Consider the following 17,824-nt stretch of genomic DNA (forward strand, 5'->3'; position numbering starts at 1 on the left):
GTCACCGCGATCCGCCCGGCGGCCGGTCCGCCGCCCGCCGGGAGGCGCGGGCGCCGCGGATCGCGCGGGTGAGGACCGGCGGCAGCAGGTCGGCGGCGATCCGCTTGGTGCGGCGGCGCCATGGGACCGGATGCCGGGACACCGACGCCCTCCCGGTGCCCGTCCCGTCGCCGTCGGCCTCCCCGGTGTGGTGCCGCGAGAACGGGAAAGGCGGCGCCTCCATGTTCTTGCTCTTGAGACGGACGATCGGGTGTCCTGCGGCCCGCTGGACGCTCAGGTGGCAGTCCTCCCGCCCGCGCGCCATGCTCAGCAGTTCCTCCTGGACGGCCGAGGAGTCGCCCCAGGTCCCGTAGAGCTTCTGGGTGCTCAGACATATGGGGCGCAGCCCCCGGTTGAGTACGGCCTCCCACGTGGCTATGGAGACGCCCGGCGTGTGCTCCGAGCGGAAGTCGTCCAGGACGACGACGCCGTCGGGCCGCAGGAGGTCGTGGGCGGCGCCGATGTCCCCGTACACGTGCTCGTACAGGTGCGAGGCGTCGATGTGGACGAACCGGCAGGAGCGGGGCTCGACTTCGTCCGGCACCCGCGAGCTGGGGCCCGGCAGGACGCGGGGCAGCTCGTCGTGGAAGGAGAGGTAGTTCTCCTCGAAGGCCCGCTGGGTGAGCGCGCTGTACGACTTCGTCGACTCCGCCCGGTTGGCGCCGTCGGGCGCGTCGCCTTCGAAGAGGTCGCACACGGTGTATCCCTCTCCGGGCTGCCGGTGGTGCCCGAGCAGGATCGCGCTCTTGCCCATGTACACGCCGACTTCAAGGAGGTCGCCCCGGATGCCGGCAGCCTTCTGCCGTTCCAGGAACCACGTGAACAGCATCTGATCGAGAACGGGAAACCACCCGGGGACGTCGTCGAGTCGGCGGGGTGGTCGTTTCGTGTCCTGTGCGGCAGTCATGAGGAGAGATCGCTCCCTTGCACTGACGGGCGGAAAGGCGACCCCGGTCGGTGAGGTGCCTGTTGTTCAGTCGTGAACTGTTCAGCGTCTGCCCGAGGGGCCCTGGGTAAACCAGGGCCCGAATGAACTGCGGGCCAATTCCAGATTGAGCGGAGACCGGCCCGGGTCCGGGCCGTGCGGAGGCTCGTACAGGTTCAGGTTCAGGTTCAGGTTGAGCGGAGATCGGTACGGGCGCATGTCGTCCCTCCTCCCGGCAGCGCGTCGGAGGAAGTCGGAGGAGGGACGGCATCCGTCTCGCCCCGGACCACCGGTGGCCGTCAGACGCGCTCCGGGGGCGATGACGAGACGGCCGCGCCGGTCGTCGCCGTCCAGTTCGACGGCCGTTCCGGTCCGTCCCGCGGCGTCCTTGGCCGGGCCGCGGAGCCGGATGCCCGGAATCCCGGCGAGCACCTCGTACAGGGCGGCGCGCAGCTCGGGGCTGGACGGCGCGCGGGACGGCAGGGCGTCGATGCCGTTGAAGAGGGCGGCCCACACCGCCGGCCGCGGATCGCCGCCCACGAGGCGCTCCTTGAGAGCGGCCGGGGTCGTAGGCGGCACGGTTGCGGAAGGCCTGGAGCCAGGTCTCCGACAGCAGGGCGTCCGCGGCGCCCGGCGCCCGGCGCGCGGGAAAGCCGTGCAGCGCGCCCGAGTGCCGGGTGACCAGAGGCTCGAACGCCGCTGGATCCCGTACCGAGCCGGTGAGCAGTTCCTCGTCCGTCTCCACCGGATCTCCTCTCCGCGGCCGTGGAGATGACGGCCGCCCCCGGTCATGGGTGACCGGGGGCGGCTGCGTTCGGAGTGCGGGTGGTTTTCAGCCAGGGACGGGCGCCGGACGTCCGGCTGTCACGGGTGCGTCGGCGGCCGCCGGAAGGCCGGCTACGGGCGGCCGGCTACGGGCGCGGCTTGGCCAGCGCCGTGCGGAGCTTCGGGGTGAGCCGGTTCTCCACGAAGCGGTTGAGCAGCCAGGCGAGCAGCAGCATCGTGGCGATCGTGGCCAGGAACGTGGCGTACGACGGGAGGTGCAGGGTCCGGTGGTAGGCCTTGATGGCGACCCAGCCGAGATGTTCGTGGACCAGGTAGAACGGGTACGTCAGCGCACCGGCGACCGTCAGCCAGCGCCAGTTCGCCCAGCGCAGCCAGCCCAGTGCGATCGCGGCGACGGCGACGTAGCCGAAGGTGACGACGAGGATGATGGCGTAGGACGAGCGGTTGGAGAAGAACTCCGGGTTCGGGGCGTGCCACAGGCGCTGGACCGCGTAGTGCTGGCCGATCAGCCAGCTCACGCCGACGATGCCCCAGGCGTACGCGTCACGCCGGTCGCGGTGGACGAGGTAGAGGCCGACGCCGCCGATGAAGTACGGGGCGTACTCCGGCATCAGGACCATGTTGAGCAGTGGCTCGTTCACGCCCTGCGCGATGGCCGCGGCCAGGGTCCAGCCGGCGCAGAACAGGATCACGCGCTGCCGGTTCGCCCCCGGCAGCACGATGCACAGCGCGAAGAGGGCGTAGAAGCGGACCTCGGCCCACAGGGTCCAGCACACGCCGAGCACCCGGTCGACGCCCAGCGGCTGCTGGAGCATGGTGAGGTTGACCAGCGCGTCGCTCGGGGAGACCGTCTTGTACGCGACCACGGGCAGGGCGAACACGGCCGTCACGATGATGATCGCGGCCCAGTACGCGGGCAGCAGCCGCGAGGCGCGGGACGCGAAGAAGGAGCGCAGCGGCCGGCCCCAGCCGCTCATGCAGATGACGAACCCGCTGATCACGAAGAAGACCTGCACACCCAGGCAGCCGTAGGCGAACAGATGGTGCAGCGTGGGGAACTGATGCCTGGGCGAAGTGCCCCAGGCCTGGACCACCTCGCCGTCCCGGCCGCCGTAGTGGTACCCCGCGACCATCAGGGCCGCGACGAGCCGGAGCCCGTCGAGGGCGCGCAGCCGGTTCTCCCGGGGCGCCGAGGGCTTGGGCGCGGTGGGCGTCTCGGCAGGTGGCAGGACGGTACGGACCACGGTGCCGTTCAACGTCCCGCGGGCCTCCTCGGGCGTGTCGATCACAAGGTTCCCCTCAATGGGACTCAGCTGGCCCACAGCACGTTAGTCCGATAGTCGGGGATTCTTACGGCCTGGCGAGGCCGGTTCGTCGTCTCGTCCACGGGAGTTCATCTCTGTGATGCTCCCGCGTTGAGGACTCTTCCGAATCGTGACAAATCGCCCTCGTCCGTGAAGGCCCGAAAACGGGGCGGGGCCCGGTCGTGTTCGACCGGGCCCCGCCCCTGTGTCCCGCGTGGGAAGCGGCCCTAGCGGCCCACCGCCCGCCTCAGCGAGCGCGCCCTCCGGGCGACCCGGCGCACGGTCGCGTTGCGCGGGATGAAGGCGAGCTGGGCCGGGACCGCGCCGGGCAGGGCCAGCGACGTCAGGCGCTTGCGCTTGAAGTAGCGCCAGGTGTCCTGGGTGAGCTGGTTCGTCAGATAGCTCTCGGCAGCCGGACGCAGCTCCGGGTAGATCTTCGGCTGCATCGCGAAGCCGACGGCTCTCAGAAGCCGCGTCAGGTCCTCCACGCCCATGCCGGGGCGCTGCTCGGTGACCGCCGTGCTGTCCGTCAGCTCGGGCAGCAGCGCGTCGACGATGGTCACCGGGACGCGGTTGCTGTTCTCGTACGGGGTGAGCCGGTCCAGCAGCGGGCCGGTTCCGACGCGGGCGACCGGCAGGCCGTACAGCGCGGACGCCGTGAGCAGCGCCGTGGAGAAGCAGCCGACGACCAGCGCGGGACGCATCCGCTGGTAGAGCACCTCCGCGAGGACCGGGGTGTCGAGGACGGTGAGGTCCGCGCCCAGCCTCTCGGCCTCCTTCTCCAGCAGCCGCGACCAGCGCGCCGGGGCCGAAGGGTGCGGCTTGAACACCACGCGGGTGTGACCGAGCGCGAGGGCCCCCTTCAGCATGCGTACGTGGAGTTCCTCCTCCTCCTCGGCGGTGAGGATCTCCAGAGCGGAGAGGTACTGGCCGAGCAGCAGGGCCGGCTCGTCGACCGACGGCAGTTCGTCACCGGTGTCGACGAGTTCGGCGAGCACCTTCACGAACGCGTCCGTGGGCACGATCTGCGGTTCGACGCCGAACTCGGTGAGCAGCAGCGGCTTCAGACCGGGGACCAGGTCCAGATGGAGCAGGCGGCTCACCCGGGTGCCGACCAGCGGGTCGATCTTGTTGCGGGTGGGGCCGTAGCTCATCAGACCGTCGGCGTACACCGTGACGGGCGCGCCCATGAAGATCTGGGAGATGCCGAGCGCCGGGTTGACCTGGATCGACTCCACGGCCAGTTCGATGTCGTCGTCGCCGAGGTTCCAGGCGAGCCGCAGATGCCGCTCCCACAGGGGGACGTCGTCCGGACGCGGAGCCCAGCCGCCCGGGTGGAAGGGGGAGATGGTCTCGTTCCACGAGATGACGTCGTCGAAGCGGCCGCGCAGCCGCTCGAAGCCGGGCATCTCGTCCACCGCGGACGTCGTCTCCGGCGTCGCCGCGTTGTTGGAGACGAGGAGGATGCGCCGGTCGGCGGGCCCGAAGCTGTCGGTGTCGAGGGCCGCGGCGAGCGTGGCCGTGCCGTACAGCGTGGACGCCATGAAGATCTGGGTGGTCACGCGGCCACCCCCGCGGCGGGCGCGGGCCGTCGGCGCAGCCGGCGCAGCCGGGTGGCGCGCTGGACGTCCATCGAGTCGAGGGCCTCGTCGAGCACGGCCTGGGGCATTCGGCGCAGTGCGACGGCACTCATGGACTTCAGTTTCCGTGCCACTGCCGGCTCGAACCTTTCGATGGATCCCAGGTGGTGGGAAATAATCGCGCAATAGGTGCGCACGGCCTTGGGCAGGAGCTTTTCCGCGTCCCGGTCCTCGGCTGTTTCCGCCACGACCTGGTCGAACGCGCGAATGAAATCGAGTTGGCGCACATCCCCGATCTGGGTGAGGGAGGAGGCGACGCCACGCCGGTAGAACACGCCGAGCAGGCCCACCGTGGCGAAGGATTCCGCCTCCCGGTGCAGCTTCCAGATCCACGGCCGGTCCTCGGCCGTGCGCAGCCCGTCGGTGAAGTGGAGCAGGCCCCGGTCGACCAGCCGGCGGTGGTAGATGCCCGCCCAGGCGTAGGCGTAGTCGACGGAGGTGGAGCGGTCGGAGGGGAGGATGGCGTCGCGAGGGTTCAGGACGACTCCGCGGCGGCCGTGCGGAACACGGTGGACGCTGCGGGCCCGCGCTGTGCACTGGACATGGTCCGTACGGACGAAGTCGCAGCCCAGGTCCTCGATGGAGGAGACGAGTTGTTCGTAGTAACCGGGGGCGAGCCAGTCGTCCCCGTCGAGGAACGTGAGGTACTCGCCACGCGCTGTGTCGATCCCGGTGTTGCGGGCGGTGGCCAGTCCTCCGTTCTTCTCGTGTCTGACATACACCGCACCCGGGAGCTCGCGCTCGGCGCGCGCGAGGATGTCCGGTGTCTCGTCGCGCGAGCAGTCGTCGACGAGAATGAATTCGAAATCCTGCCGTGCGTTGGCACGCAGGCTCTTCAGGGTGTCGGGCGCGTATTGCTGCACGTTGTAGAACGGCACGATGACGGAGAGCTTGACCACCCCTGTGACGTTAGGGGGCGGCCCGGCATTCGTCTTTACCGTTGGTGAGATGCAAGGTGAACGACGCGTGGCGGTACCGTGAACCACGTCGTTTTCTCAGCCGATCCCTGGCTGATTCCCCATTCGTCGACGCGCTGTTAACCGTTTGTTGTGTTCAGGTTGGGCCGCTCCTCGAAATGGCTTCCTAGCGTCTAGGACGTGCCAGCAAGTACCTCGAAGTCGCTGCGAGTGGCCGTCCTCGCGGATTCCGACACCCGGTGGAAGTGGGGCTCGCTCACCGCGAACCGCATCTCCCCCGCAGGATCGGACATCCGCCTCGACGGATTCCTTCTGCGCGGCCGTGCCACCCCGACCGCCCGCCAGCTCGAAGAGGTCGGCGTCCGAGCGGACTCCCTCCGCGAGGTCACCGCCCTCGAGTTCCTGCGCGAGCTGGGCAAGGAGGACGACGTCTACGACGTGGTCGTCCTCGCCCTGGTCGGCGGTGCCGTCCAGGCGGTCCTGCACGGCCTGTCCCGCGCCTGGGAAGGACGGGCGAAGCGGCCCCTGGTCGTCACCGGCTACGTCGGCGTCGTCTACGAGAAGCTCGCCGACGGGCTGCTCCTGCGGCACGGCGCGGACCTCGTCCTCGCCAACTCCCGCCAGGACGCGGACCGCTTCCGGGCCGTGTACGAGGGGGTCGGAGCGGACGCCGGGTCGGTGACCGAGGTCGCGCTGCCCTTCCTCGGCGGGGCCGCGTACGCGGAGCACGACCCGTCCGCGCAGCCGGGGCGGCCCTACACGGTCGTCTTCGCCGCCCAGCCCTCCGTGCCGGAGAGCCGCAAGGACCGTACGTACCTGCTGGACCGGCTCATCGGCCACGCGCGGCTGCACCCGGACCGCGAGGTCCTGCTCAAGCTGCGCTCCAAGCCGGGCGAACACACCACGCACATCGAGGAACTGCCGTACCAGAAACTGGTGCAGAAGGCGGATCCGCCGGCCAACTTCCGGCTGGTGTACGGGCACATGGGTGAGGTCCTCGACCGCACCGACCTGCTCGTCACCATCAGCTCCACCGCCGCCCTGGAGTCCCTGCACCGGCGCATCCCCACCGTCGTCCTCAGCGACCTCGGTGTGCGCGAGGCGCTCGGCAACCACCACTTCGTCGGCTCGGGCTGCCTCGCCTCCTGGGACCAGCTCGACGCGGGGCACCGGCCGGTGTCCGACCCGGAGTGGGTGGCCCGGCAGGGCGTCGCCGCCGACGGATCGTACGAGACGGCCTTCGACGCGGCGCGACTGCGCATCACCGAGCTGCTGGCGGCGGACGAGCTGCCGCCGCTCGCGCCCTACTACACCCCCGTCACCGCGCCCGGCTATCTGCCCGGCATCCTCGCCCGCCACCATCTCGGCCCGGACGGCAGCCCGCTGCCCGGCGCCCCGGCGGCGGACCGGGAACCCAGCCCCGTACGGCAGTTCGTGCGCCGGGCCGCCCGCGGCGCCTACCGCCACGGCGTCCAGCGCGTGGCACCGGTGATCCGGCGGATGGGTGAACTGTGAGCGCCCCGACAGCGGGCAGCCCGCGGCCCTCCGCCCCCCATGCCTCTCTTCTCGCCTCCCTCGTCAAGGAGCACAGCGCATGACCAACTCAGAAGCGGGCCAGGCCGCGCCGGTGCGCCGCGTGCTCGCGGTGATCCCCGCGCGCGGCGGCTCCAAGGGCGTGCCCGCCAAGAACCTCCTGCCCGTAGGCGGTGTGCCGCTGGTGGCCCGCGCGGTGCGCGAGTGCCGCGCCGCCCGCCTCGTGACGGACGTCGTCGTCTCCACCGACGACCAGGCCATCGCGGCGGCCGCCCGCCAGGCCGGCGCCGAGGTCGTGCTGCGCCCCGCCGCCATCGCCGGGGACACCGCCACCTCCGAGGCCGCCGTCCTGCACGCCATGGACACCCACGAGGCGCTGCACGGCTCCCCGGTCGACGTGGTCCTGCTCGTCCAGTGCACCAGCCCGTTCATCATCCGCGAGGACGTGGACGGGGTCGTGAACGCGATCGTCGCGAACGGCGCGGACACGGCGCTGACCGTGGCCCCCTTCCACGGCTTCGTGTGGCGCGACGGCGACGACGAGCCCACGGCCTCGGTGGCCGCCGGGACCGAGCGCGCGACCGTCGACGGCGGCACCGGCGTCCTGGTCGCGGAAACCGCCGTCAGCGGCGGCTACGGCGTCAACCACGACAAGTCCTTCCGCCCGCGCCGCCAGGACCGCCCCCAGGACCTCCTGGAGACCGGTGCCGTCTACGCCATGGAGGCCGCCGGCTTCCGCGTCGCGAAGCACCGGTTCTTCGGCCGCACCGAACTCGTGCGCACCGACCCGGCCCGCGTGCTGGAGATCGACGACCCGCACGACCTCGCCCGCGCCCGGGCCCTCGCGCCGCTCTTCGACGCGAACCGGCCCGGCACCCTCCCGACCGCAGCCGACATCGACGCGGTCGTCCTCGACTTCGACGGCACCCAGACCGACGACAGGGTGCTGATCGACTCCGACGGACGGGAGTTCGTCTCCGTGCACCGCGGGGACGGACTCGGTATCGCGGCCCTCCGCAAGAGCGGGCTGACGATGCTGATCCTGTCCACGGAACAGAACCCGGTCGTCGCGGCCCGGGCCCGGAAGCTCAAGATTCCGGTCCTGCACGGCATCGACCGGAAAGACCTCGCACTGAAGCAGTGGTGCGAGGAGCAGGGCATCGCGCCTGAGCGCGTGCTCTACGTCGGCAACGACGTCAACGACCTCCCCTGCTTCGCCCTCGTGGGCTGGCCGGTGGCGGTCGCGAGCGCCCACGACGTCGTGCGCGGCGCCGCACGCGCGGTCACCACCGTCCCCGGTGGCGACGGCGCGATCCGAGAGATCGCCAGCTGGATCCTCGGCCCTTCTCTCGACTCCCTCGACAAGTAAGGAACGTTTCACCATGAGCAACTCCCGTCTGCGCAACTTCGGTTCGAAGACCGCCGGCCCCGGCCACCCCGTCTACGTCGTCGGCGAGATCGGCATCAACCACAACGGTGAGCTCGAGAACGCCTTCAAGCTCATCGACGCCGCCGCCGAGGCCGGCTGTGACGCCGTCAAGTTCCAGAAGCGCACCCCGGAGATCTGCACCCCGCGCGACCAGTGGGACATCGAGCGCGACACCCCCTGGGGCCGCATGACCTACATCGACTACCGCCACCGCGTGGAGTTCGGTGAGGACGAGTACCGCCAGATCGACGAGTACGCCAAGAGCAAGAACATCGACTGGTTCGCCTCCCCGTGGGACACCGAGGCCGTCGCCTTCCTGGAGAAGTTCGACGTCCCGGCCCACAAGGTCGCCTCCGCCTCGCTGACCGACGACGAGCTGCTCCGCTCGCTGCGCGCCACGGGCCGCACGGTCATCCTCTCCACCGGCATGTCGACGCCGAAGCAGATCCGCCACGCGGTCGAGGTCCTCGGCTCGGACAACATCCTGATGTGCCACGCCACGTCGACCTACCCGGCGCAGGCCGAGGAGCTCAACCTCCGCGTCATCAACACCCTGCAGGCCGAGTACCCGAACGTTCCGATCGGCTACTCCGGCCACGAGACGGGCCTGCAGACCACGCTCGCCGCGGTCGCCCTCGGTGCCGCCTTCGTCGAGCGTCACATCACCCTCGACCGCGCGATGTGGGGCTCCGACCAGGCCGCCTCCGTCGAGCCGCAGGGTCTGACCCGCCTCGTCCGCGACATCCGCACCATCGAGGCCTCCCTCGGTGACGGTGTCAAGAAGGTCTACGACTCCGAGCTCGGCCCGATGAAGAAGCTGCGCCGCGTCACGGGCGTCGTCGCCGAGGCCGAGATCGCCGCGGCCGCGGGCGAGCCCGTCTCGGTCTGAACACCCTGAATTCCTTACGACGGGACGGTCGTACGTCGATGAGCCCTCGCGCCGGTTCCGCCGGCTCCACCACTCTCGCCTTCGTCGAGAGTCCGGTACAGCTCCTGAACGTGCTGGAGTGGGCGCACGCACACGCCCACAACGGTGCGGCGCCCGGCGCGGGGCTCACCCTCGTCGTCCTGTCTCCCAACGACCCGATGACCCGCGGTCAGCTCCGCCGGATGGCGGAACTGGCCCGCGACGAGGGCCACGCGGTCCGCTGGGAGGAGGCGCGCGGCGGCACCACGGCCCCCTTCCACACCATCGGGGGACTGGCACCGATGCTGCGCCGGGCCCGGCGCATCGTCATGGGGGACCCGTTCTCCCGCTATGTGCAGCTCCTGCTGACCATCACCAGGGCGCGCGACCTGGTCGTGGTCGACGACGGCACGGCGACGATGGAGTTCGTCGCCCAGCTCGCCCGCGGTGAACGCCTGGTGCGCTGGCACCGGCGCGGTGGCCGCCCCGGCCCGCGGGACGTGCTCTTCGCTCCCGTGTCCGCCTCGGCCCGCCGCCGGCTGACGCCCAGCGAGCGCCGTACGGTCGAGGTCTTCTCCTCGATGCCGATCGAATCGGCGCCGGACGGTGTCACCATCACCGCCAACGACTTCTCCTGGACCCGGGCCCGGTTCGGCCCGCCGCGCATCACCAAGAGCGCGGACATGGTCGGCACCTCGCTGGTCGAGACCGGCGTGGTCGACCCGGACCGCTATCTGGACGCCGTCCGCGCGCTCGCCAAGGCGCACGGCGCGACCCGCTACTTCGCGCACCGCCGGGAGAGCTCCGACAAGCTGCACCGGCTGGCCGTCGAGACGGGTCTGGAGATCGTCCGTCCCGACCTGCCGCTCGAACTGATCGCCCGGCGCGGCCCCATAGGCCGCACGATCCTGAGCTTCCCGTCCACGGTCGTGCACACGCTGCCGCTGGCCCTGGCCGGCACCGAGGTGCGCGTCGCGGTCTGCGACATCGACCCGAGCTGGCTGACGGAGAACGCCTCTCCGCGCGCCCAGGGTTTCCTGTCCGGGGTCACCGGGACCGCCCGGGACGTCCACCGTCTCTCGGCGGTATCCACCATCTAGTTCAAGCCACAAGTACATTCAGGCGTTCAGAGCCCGGCGCACCGCGCCGGGCTCTTCTGTCGGTCCGTCCGCGATCTACGCGCATCGTCGAGTTGTCCTCCGCCCATCCTCCACGACGAACGCACCGAACGGCCGTGTGCTGTTCACCAGTTCTCCACAACGCACGCGTTGGGGGGACACGATCCGGCCATTGAATCGCAGCGCGCGGTACCGATCGTGGGCCGCGCGGGGATTCCGTTTCCGGAATGGGGGACAACACGTGGCGTCCGCGCAAGAGGAGTCCGACAGACCGGAGTCCGACAGACCGGGATCCGACAGACCGGGATCCGGGACACCGGAACCGGGAGAGCCGGTATCCGGCATACCGGAGTCCGGCGCTTCGGAGTCCGGGGGACGGAAGACCGGCCCTGCCGTCCCCGGCCGGACGGAGCTCAAGGAGCTCACTCCCCGGCGGCTCGACGCGGCCCGCGGCCTCGGTGACCGCGTCTTCCGGTACCAGCTCACCGCCACCGGAATCGCCGTCCTGGCCGTCATGGCGGGGGTCGGACTCTTCCTCCTCCTGAGGGCCGGCCAGGCGCTGCGCGCCCGGGGCTTCGCCTTCCTCACCACCGCCGCGTGGCAGCCGGACGTCCACAACTTCGGCATCGCGGCCGTCATGACCGGCACCATCCTGATCGCCCTGGTCGCGGTGTCGATCTCCGTGCCGCTCGCCGTCGGAACCGCCCTGTTCATCACCGACGTGGCCCCGCCCAGGCTGCGCCGCACCCTGGTGTCGATGGTCGACCTGATGGCGGCCGTCCCCTCGGTGGTGTACGGGCTGTGGGGGCTGTTCTTCTTCCAGCAGCACGTGATCGGCCTGTCGCGCTGGCTCTCCACCTGGTTCGGCTGGATCCCCCTGTTCCAGGTGGACGGTGCCCAGCCGGGCGAACCGCTCGCGTCGGAAAGCGTCTACACGGCTTCCACCTTCATCGCCGGGATCGTCGTCGCCCTGATGGTCGCGCCGATCCAGTGCTCGGTGATGCGCGAGGTCTTCTCGCAGGCCCCGGCGGGCGAACGCGAGGGCGCCTACGCGCTCGGCGCCACCCGCTGGGGAATGATCCGCGCGGTCGTCCTGCCGTACGGCAAGGGCGGCATCATCGGCGGCACGATGCTGGGGCTCGGCCGGGCTCTCGGCGAGACGATCGCGGTGTACATGATCATCTCGCCGGTCTTCACCATCCAGCTCCACGTCCTGCAGACCGGCTCGAACTCGGTCTCCTCGCTGATCGCCCTGCACTACGGCGACGCCTCCACCTTCGGTATGTCGGCGCTGATGGCGGCCGGCCTGGCGCTGTTCCTGCTCACCCTGGCGGTCAACTTCACCGCCTCCTCCGTGGTGGCCCGCAGCCGCTCCGGCGCGCAGAGCGAGGCATGAGATGACCGTCATCGAAGAAACGTCCCTGTCCGGCGTCCACGGCGCCGCGCCGGCGCCCGCGGACATCGCGGTGGAGCAGGCGCGGCACGCGCCGGAGCCCCTCCGGCCGCGCCGCATCGGCGGCGTCAGCCGCTCCGGGGTGCTGGCCCTGTGCGGTGCCGCCGCCTCCGGACTCTGCGCCACCGTCCTGTTGTTCGGCCAACTCGCCCCGTTCTCCGGCGCGCTGGGCTTCGCCGTCACCGCCTACCTCGTCTTCCTGGCGGTCTACGCGGTGCTGACCGGCCTCGAGGAGGACGGCCAGGCCGTACGCGACCGGGTCATGACGGTCGTGCTGTGGACGGCTGCCTCGCTGCTGTTCTCCGGCCTGTTCATGGTCGTCGGCTTCACCGGCTGGCGCGGCAAGGACGCCCTGCCGCACGGCAACTTCTTCACCGAGGACATGCAGGCCTCGGGCCCGCTCGACCCGCTCACCCACGGCGGCATCGCCCACGCGATGCTCGGCACCCTCACCATGATCGCCATCGCCCTCGCGATCACCGTGCCGCTGGGCCTCGCCTGCGCCGTGTACCTGAACCAGATCCCGGGCCGGTTCTCCCGGTTCGTCCGGACGATCGTCGAGGCGATGACCGCGCTGCCCTCGATCGTCGCCGGTCTGATGGTGTACGCCACCTGGATCCTCGGCCTCGGTATGCAGAAGTCCGGCCTCGCGGCCGGCTTCGCGATCAGCGTGATGATGCTGCCGATCGTCATCCGGGCCTCCGACGTGGTGCTGCGGCTGGTGCCCGGCAACCTCACCGAGGCCGCGGAGGCGCTCGGCGCGCCGCGCTGGCGCACGGTGTGGCACGTCGTGCTGCCCACCGCCCGCTCCGGCCTGGCCACCGCCGTCATCCTCGGCACCGCCCGCGGAATCGGCGAGACCTCGCCCGTCCTGCTCACCGCCGGCTTCACGGCCGCGCTCAACGCGGACCCGACCAGCGGGCCGATGGTCTCGCTGCCGCTCGCGGTCTTCAACTTCGTCAAGTCGCCCGAGCCCACGATGATCGCCCGCGGTTTCGGCGCCGCCGCCGTCCTGATGGCCCTCGTCCTGGTGCTGTTCGTCATCGCCCGGGTGATCGGCGGGCGCGGCCCCGGTCACCAGACCAAGCGCCAGGCCCGCCGTACCGCCCGCGCCTCACGGCAGGACGTACGGCGCTTCGAGGACCTGCACGGGCCCGGCCTGTCCCTGTTCGAGAGCCCCGGGGGATCGCCCTCCACGGGAACCGCCCTGTCCGCCCCCGCCACCGGAGAGACCGACTGATGCGCAGCCACCTCCACTCCGCCCTCGGGCGCCTTCGGGCACTCGGGACGCTCGGCGCGCTGCTCGGCGTGATCGCCGCGCTGCTGGCCGGTCCGCTGGCGGCCCCGGCCGCCGCCGACAGCTACACGCCGATATCCGGCGCCGGCTCCACCTGGGCCGAGAACGCCGTCGACGAATGGCGCCGCGCCGTCAACCAGTACGGCATGCGGATCAGCTACGCCGGCACCGGTTCCTCCGACGGCCGCCGTCAGTTCCTCAGCGGCACCGTCGACTTCGCGGTCTCGGACATCCCGTTCCAGACCCACCCGACCGACGGCTCGGCCGCGGAACGGCCCGCGTCCGGGTCGTACGCCTACATGCCGATCGTGGCCGGCGGCACCGTCTTCATGTACCACCTGACCGTCAACGGCAAGCGGGTCACCAACCTGCGGCTGTCCGGCGACGTGGTCACCAAGATCTTCACCGGCGTCATCAAGACCTGGGACGACCCGGTCATCAAGGCCGACAACCCGGGGCTCCAGCTCCCGCACCGCACCATCGTCCCCGTCGTACGCTCCGACGGCTCGGGCTCCACCGCCCAGTTCACGATGTGGATGGCCAACCAGCACAAGTCGCTGTGGCAGTCCTACTGCCGCAGGGTCGGCCGCTCCGGAGCCTGCGGGCAGACCTCGTACTACCCGACCGTCCCCGGCATGATCGCCCAGTCCGGCGACCTCGGTGTCGCGGGCTACGTCGCCCAGAACTACGGCGAGGGCGCGATCGGGTACGTCAACTACTCGTACGCCCTGAACGCGCACTATCCGGTCGCCAAGGTCCTCAACCACGCGGGCTACTACACCGAGCCGACCCCGCAGAACGTCGCGGTCTCGCTGCTCAAGGCGAAGATCAACACCGACAGGAGCTCCGCGGACTACCTCACCCAGAAGCTCGACGGTGTCTACAACGACTCCGACCGGCGCAACTACCCGCTGTCCAGCTACTCGTACATGATCCTGCCCCTGAAGGTGCAGGGCACCTTCACCAAGGCCAAGGGCAAGACGCTCGGCGCGTTCTCGTACTACTTCATGTGCCAGGGCCAGCAGCAGGCCCCCTCGCTCGGCTACTCGCCCCTGCCGATCAACCTGGTGAAGGCGGGCTTCGACCAGATCCGCCGCATCCCGGGCGTGCAGGCCCAGAGCATCAACCTCAAGGGCTGCAACAACCCGACCTTCTCCAACGACGGGCACAACAAGCTCGCCGACACCGCTCCCTACCCGGCCGCCTGTGACAAGAAGGGCGCCCCGGCCTGCGCGACCGGCAGCGGCGGCGCCAAGGCGGGCGGCAGCACCGGCGGTTCGGGCTCCACGGGCGGCACGAGCGGCGGCTCCGCCTCGGGCGGTTCCACCGGCGGCAGCGCGAACGGCGGTACCACCGGCGGGAGTTCGGGCGGTGGCGGCACAGCCGCGGGAGGCGGGACCGGCGGCAGCGCCGAACCGGTCGTCGACCCGGACACCGGACAGACGCTCTCGCCCGGTACGAGCGGCGGCTCGGGGTCGGGTTCCTCGGGCGGCAGCGGCGGAGGCGACGGCGGCACCGGCGCGCTGAACGACACCATCGCGCTCGCCCAGCCGGTCTCCGTGGCCGGCAGCCAGGGCTGGACCGGCACCCAGACGCTGATGCTGATCGCGGCCTTCCTGGTCCTCGGGCTCGTCCTGCTGCCCTCCGTGGTGTCCCGGGCGATCGCGGGGCGCGGCGCGGGCAAGGACGCCGGAGAGGGGCAGAGGCGATGAACTCCCGCAGCACAGGACCCCGCACCCCAAGACCCGCGGCCACGAGCCGGCGGACCCGCGGGAGAGCACTGCTCCGCGTACGACGGCTGCTCCTGCGCGTCGTCGCCGGAGCCGCCGTGGGCGCCCTCGCCGGCCTCGGCGTGGCCCAGACGGCCGCCCCCGCGTCCGCCGCGGGCACCGCGGACGCCACCTCCTCGGCCGTCACGGTCTCCGGCCGCGGCGAGTTCGAGGACCTGAGGTTCACCGTCGGCCAGACCACCCACCTGACCAGTCAGGCGATCACGGTCTCCTGGTCCGGCGGCACCCCGACCACCTTCGCGGGCACGTCGTTCAACACCGACTTCGTGCAGATCATGCAGTGCTGGGGCGACGACGACGGCACGGTGCCGTCCAACCCGGGCCCCGCGCGCACCCAGTGCCAGTACGGTGCCTCCCCGACCACCGACCGGGGCAGCTGGCCGGGCAACGACTACGACGACACCCGCAAGGTCTTCTACAGCGCCGATCCCGCCAACTACGGCCAGGACAACCGGTACGGGGCGGCCAACCCCAATGCCCCGGGCGAGGTGCCCTTCAAGTCCGTCGACGGCACGGTGATCACCTCCGGCACCCAGAACAACGCCTTCTTCAACCGCAACACCACCAACGAGGTCGACTTCGCCCGCACCGGCGCCGACGGCACCGGCAAGGAGTACTTCGAGGTACAGACCGCCAACGAGGCCCCGCACCTGGGCTGCGGTCTGCCGGTCACCGCCAACGGCGGCACCAAGCCCCGCTCCTGCTGGCTGGTCATCGTCCCGCAGGGCCACCTCGACCTGGACGGCGAGCCGTACGCCGACCACAGCCAGGTCAACGCCGGCTCCCCGGTCTCCTCCACCAACTGGCAGAACCGCGTCGCGATCCCGCTCGGGTTCAACTCGGTCGGCACCAACTGCGCGCTCGGCGCGAAGGAACGCGCCACCACCGGCAGCGAACTCGCCGCCGACGCGATGACCAGCTGGCAGGCGGCCCTGTGCCCCACCGGCACGGTGTACGGCTACACCGAGCTGGGCGAGCCGGACACCCGCGCCCGCCTCACCAGCGACGGCTCCTCCGGACTCGCCTTCACCACCCGCGCCCTCGGAGCCGACGCGGGGACCACAGCGCCCTCGGACCCGACCGTGTACGCGCCCGTCGCGCTCTCCGGAACGGTCATCGGCTTCACCGTCGAACGCAGACCCAAGGCGGGCGCCCCGGACTCCGTCCGCAGACTCGCGGGCACCAAGGTCGAGTCCGTCGACCTCACCCCGCGCCTGGTCGCCAAGCTGCTCACCGAGTCGTACCGCAACTCGCCCTGGGGAGCGGTGCTCGGCGACAACACGGCCACCGGCTACGGCTGGGCGAGGACCAACCCGGCCGGCCTGGCAAGCGACCCCGAATTCATCTCCCTCAACCCCGAGTTCGCCGACCTGTCGGTCTCCGAGACGCCGTCCACCGACACCGACCTGATCACCTCGCTCGGGCACAGCGACTCCGCCCGCGCGCTGTGGCAGTGGATCCTCGCCGACAAGGACGCCCGCGGCTTCCTGGCCGGTGACGCCGACGACTGGGGCACCCAGGTCAACCCGTACTACAGCACCACCGCGTCCCGTAACCCGACCGGCATCGCCTTCGACCCCGCGAGCTCCGACGACTACCCCAAGAGCGACCCCTGGTGCACGATCCCGCCGGGCACCGACGCCACGATCAAGCAGTGCATGACCGACTTCCACCCCTACGTGGAGGACATGCACTCCGGCGCCCTGCACACCCGGCGCGCCGACACCCTCTGGAAGTCCAGCTGGGACGCGCTCGCCAACCCGCCCGCGTTCAAGAGCCCGGGACCCCAGACCGTCGGCTCCCGGTTCGTGATCACGGTCACCGACGCGGCCTCCGCCGCGCGCTACGGCCTCCAGACCGCCCGGCTGCGCAACACCGCCGGCAAGTTCGTGGGTCCCGCCGCGGCGTCCCTGACCGCGGCGTCCGACGGCGCCACCGGCACCGGAGCCCCCGAGATCACCCCGGCCACGGCCGCCGCGGAGGGCGCCTACCCGCTCGCCCAGCTCGTCTACGCGGCCGTCCGCCCCGCCGGGATCGACACGGCCGCCCGCAAGGACTACGCGGCCCTGCTGCGGTACGCCGCGGGTGACGGACAGACCAGCGGGGCCGACCCGGGCCTGCTCCCGGCCGGCTACGCCCCGCTCCCGGCCGCCCTGCGCAGCAAGGCGACCGAGGCCGCCGACGCCCTCGTCCACTACACCGCCCCCAGCTCGACGCCCTCGGGCGGCTCGGACTCCTCCGGCGGTTCGAACGGCGGCACCACGGGCGGCAGCGAATCCGCCGGCTCCGACGGCTCCGACGGCGGAGCGGGCGGCACCGGCACCGGCGGCTCCACGGGCGGCGACGGCGGCAGCGCCGCGGCCGGCGGCGGCAGCGGCGCCACGCCGAGCGCCGGCGCGAGCACGAAGCCGAGCGCCGCGGCGTCCTACGACGGCGGCAAGGCCGTACAGACCACCGCGCTGGGCACCACGCCCGACGACCCGGCCAACTCCCTGCGGTACGCCGTCCCGGTCGGTGCCGCGCTCGGCGCCGCCGCCGGCATCGGCGCGCCGTTCGCCGGCGGCGGCAGGCTGCGGCTTCCGCTGCGCGTCCCGCTGCCCGGCGGCCGTGGAGTGACCGTCCCCGCGTTCACCCTGCCCGAGTGGCTGCGCAAGCGGCTGCCCTCCGGCCGGAGCTGAGCTCGCGG

13 protein-coding genes are annotated in these 17,824 nt (G+C 71.4%); 8 read left to right on the forward strand and 5 right to left on the reverse strand.

The window, feature by feature from the left end:
- Nucleotide 1: 1 nt before the first annotated feature.
- From OG485_RS26685 to OG485_RS26705, 5 genes are all read right to left on the reverse strand, one after another.
- On the reverse strand, nucleotides 2–946 hold the full coding sequence (locus OG485_RS26685; protein ID WP_328671059.1) for a class I SAM-dependent methyltransferase: 945 nt from the start codon (nucleotides 944–946) through the stop codon (nucleotides 2–4).
- Between the two features lie 81 nt (nucleotides 947–1,027).
- Complete coding sequence (locus OG485_RS26690) at nucleotides 1,028–1,504, reverse strand: hypothetical protein (RefSeq protein ID WP_328671060.1); 477 nt, start codon at nucleotides 1,502–1,504, stop codon at nucleotides 1,028–1,030.
- Between the two features lie 371 nt (nucleotides 1,505–1,875).
- Entirely contained in the window at nucleotides 1,876–3,039 is a 1,164-nt protein-coding gene (locus OG485_RS26695) for an acyltransferase family protein (RefSeq protein WP_328671061.1), read from the reverse strand.
- Between the two features lie 242 nt (nucleotides 3,040–3,281).
- Nucleotides 3,282–4,616, reverse strand: a complete 1,335-nt coding sequence (locus OG485_RS26700) for a polysialyltransferase family glycosyltransferase (protein WP_328671062.1) — start codon at nucleotides 4,614–4,616, stop codon at nucleotides 3,282–3,284.
- Entirely contained in the window at nucleotides 4,613–5,593 is a 981-nt protein-coding gene (locus tag OG485_RS26705; protein ID WP_328671063.1) for a glycosyltransferase family 2 protein, read from the reverse strand. Before OG485_RS26705 ends, OG485_RS26700 begins: the two co-directional genes overlap by 4 nt.
- 198 nt (nucleotides 5,594–5,791) lie before the next feature.
- On the opposite strand from OG485_RS26705, the gene OG485_RS26710 reads away from it, so the two are divergent.
- The 8 genes from OG485_RS26710 (at nucleotide 5,792) to OG485_RS26745 (ending at nucleotide 17,816) form a co-directional block, all read left to right on the forward strand.
- A complete protein-coding gene (locus OG485_RS26710; RefSeq protein ID WP_328671064.1) occupies nucleotides 5,792–7,126 on the forward strand; it encodes a DUF6716 putative glycosyltransferase in 1,335 nt (444 codons plus the stop codon).
- 79 nt (nucleotides 7,127–7,205) lie between these two features.
- The gene (locus tag OG485_RS26715; RefSeq protein ID WP_328671065.1) at nucleotides 7,206–8,513 is read left to right on the forward strand and encodes an N-acylneuraminate cytidylyltransferase; all 1,308 of its coding nucleotides are present in this window, start codon (nucleotides 7,206–7,208) and stop codon (nucleotides 8,511–8,513) included.
- 13 nt (nucleotides 8,514–8,526) lie between these two features.
- Nucleotides 8,527–9,462: an N-acetylneuraminate synthase family protein gene (locus OG485_RS26720; protein ID WP_328671066.1), complete on the forward strand. Its 936-nt coding sequence runs from the start codon at nucleotides 8,527–8,529 to the stop codon at nucleotides 9,460–9,462.
- A gap of 38 nt (nucleotides 9,463–9,500) precedes the next feature.
- Nucleotides 9,501–10,580, forward strand: coding sequence for a hypothetical protein (locus OG485_RS26725; RefSeq protein WP_328671067.1), 1,080 nt, complete (start codon nucleotides 9,501–9,503; stop codon nucleotides 10,578–10,580).
- A gap of 259 nt (nucleotides 10,581–10,839) precedes the next feature.
- Nucleotides 10,840–11,994: a phosphate ABC transporter permease subunit PstC gene (gene pstC, locus OG485_RS26730; RefSeq protein WP_328671068.1), complete on the forward strand. Its 1,155-nt coding sequence runs from the start codon at nucleotides 10,840–10,842 to the stop codon at nucleotides 11,992–11,994.
- 1 nt (nucleotide 11,995) lies between these two features.
- Entirely contained in the window at nucleotides 11,996–13,291 is a 1,296-nt protein-coding gene (gene pstA, locus OG485_RS26735; RefSeq protein WP_328671069.1) for a phosphate ABC transporter permease PstA, read from the forward strand.
- Complete coding sequence (locus OG485_RS26740) at nucleotides 13,291–15,060, forward strand: phosphate ABC transporter substrate-binding protein PstS (protein ID WP_328671070.1); 1,770 nt, start codon at nucleotides 13,291–13,293, stop codon at nucleotides 15,058–15,060. Before pstA ends, OG485_RS26740 begins: the two co-directional genes overlap by 1 nt.
- Nucleotides 15,057–17,816: a hypothetical protein gene (locus OG485_RS26745; protein WP_328671071.1), complete on the forward strand. Its 2,760-nt coding sequence runs from the start codon at nucleotides 15,057–15,059 to the stop codon at nucleotides 17,814–17,816. The genes OG485_RS26740 and OG485_RS26745 overlap by 4 nt, the downstream gene beginning before the upstream one ends.
- The last annotated feature ends 8 nt before the right edge of the window (nucleotides 17,817–17,824 follow it).

Source organism: Streptomyces sp. NBC_00328, assembly GCF_036139655.1.
Taxonomy (GTDB): Bacteria; Actinomycetota; Actinomycetes; order Streptomycetales; family Streptomycetaceae; genus Streptomyces.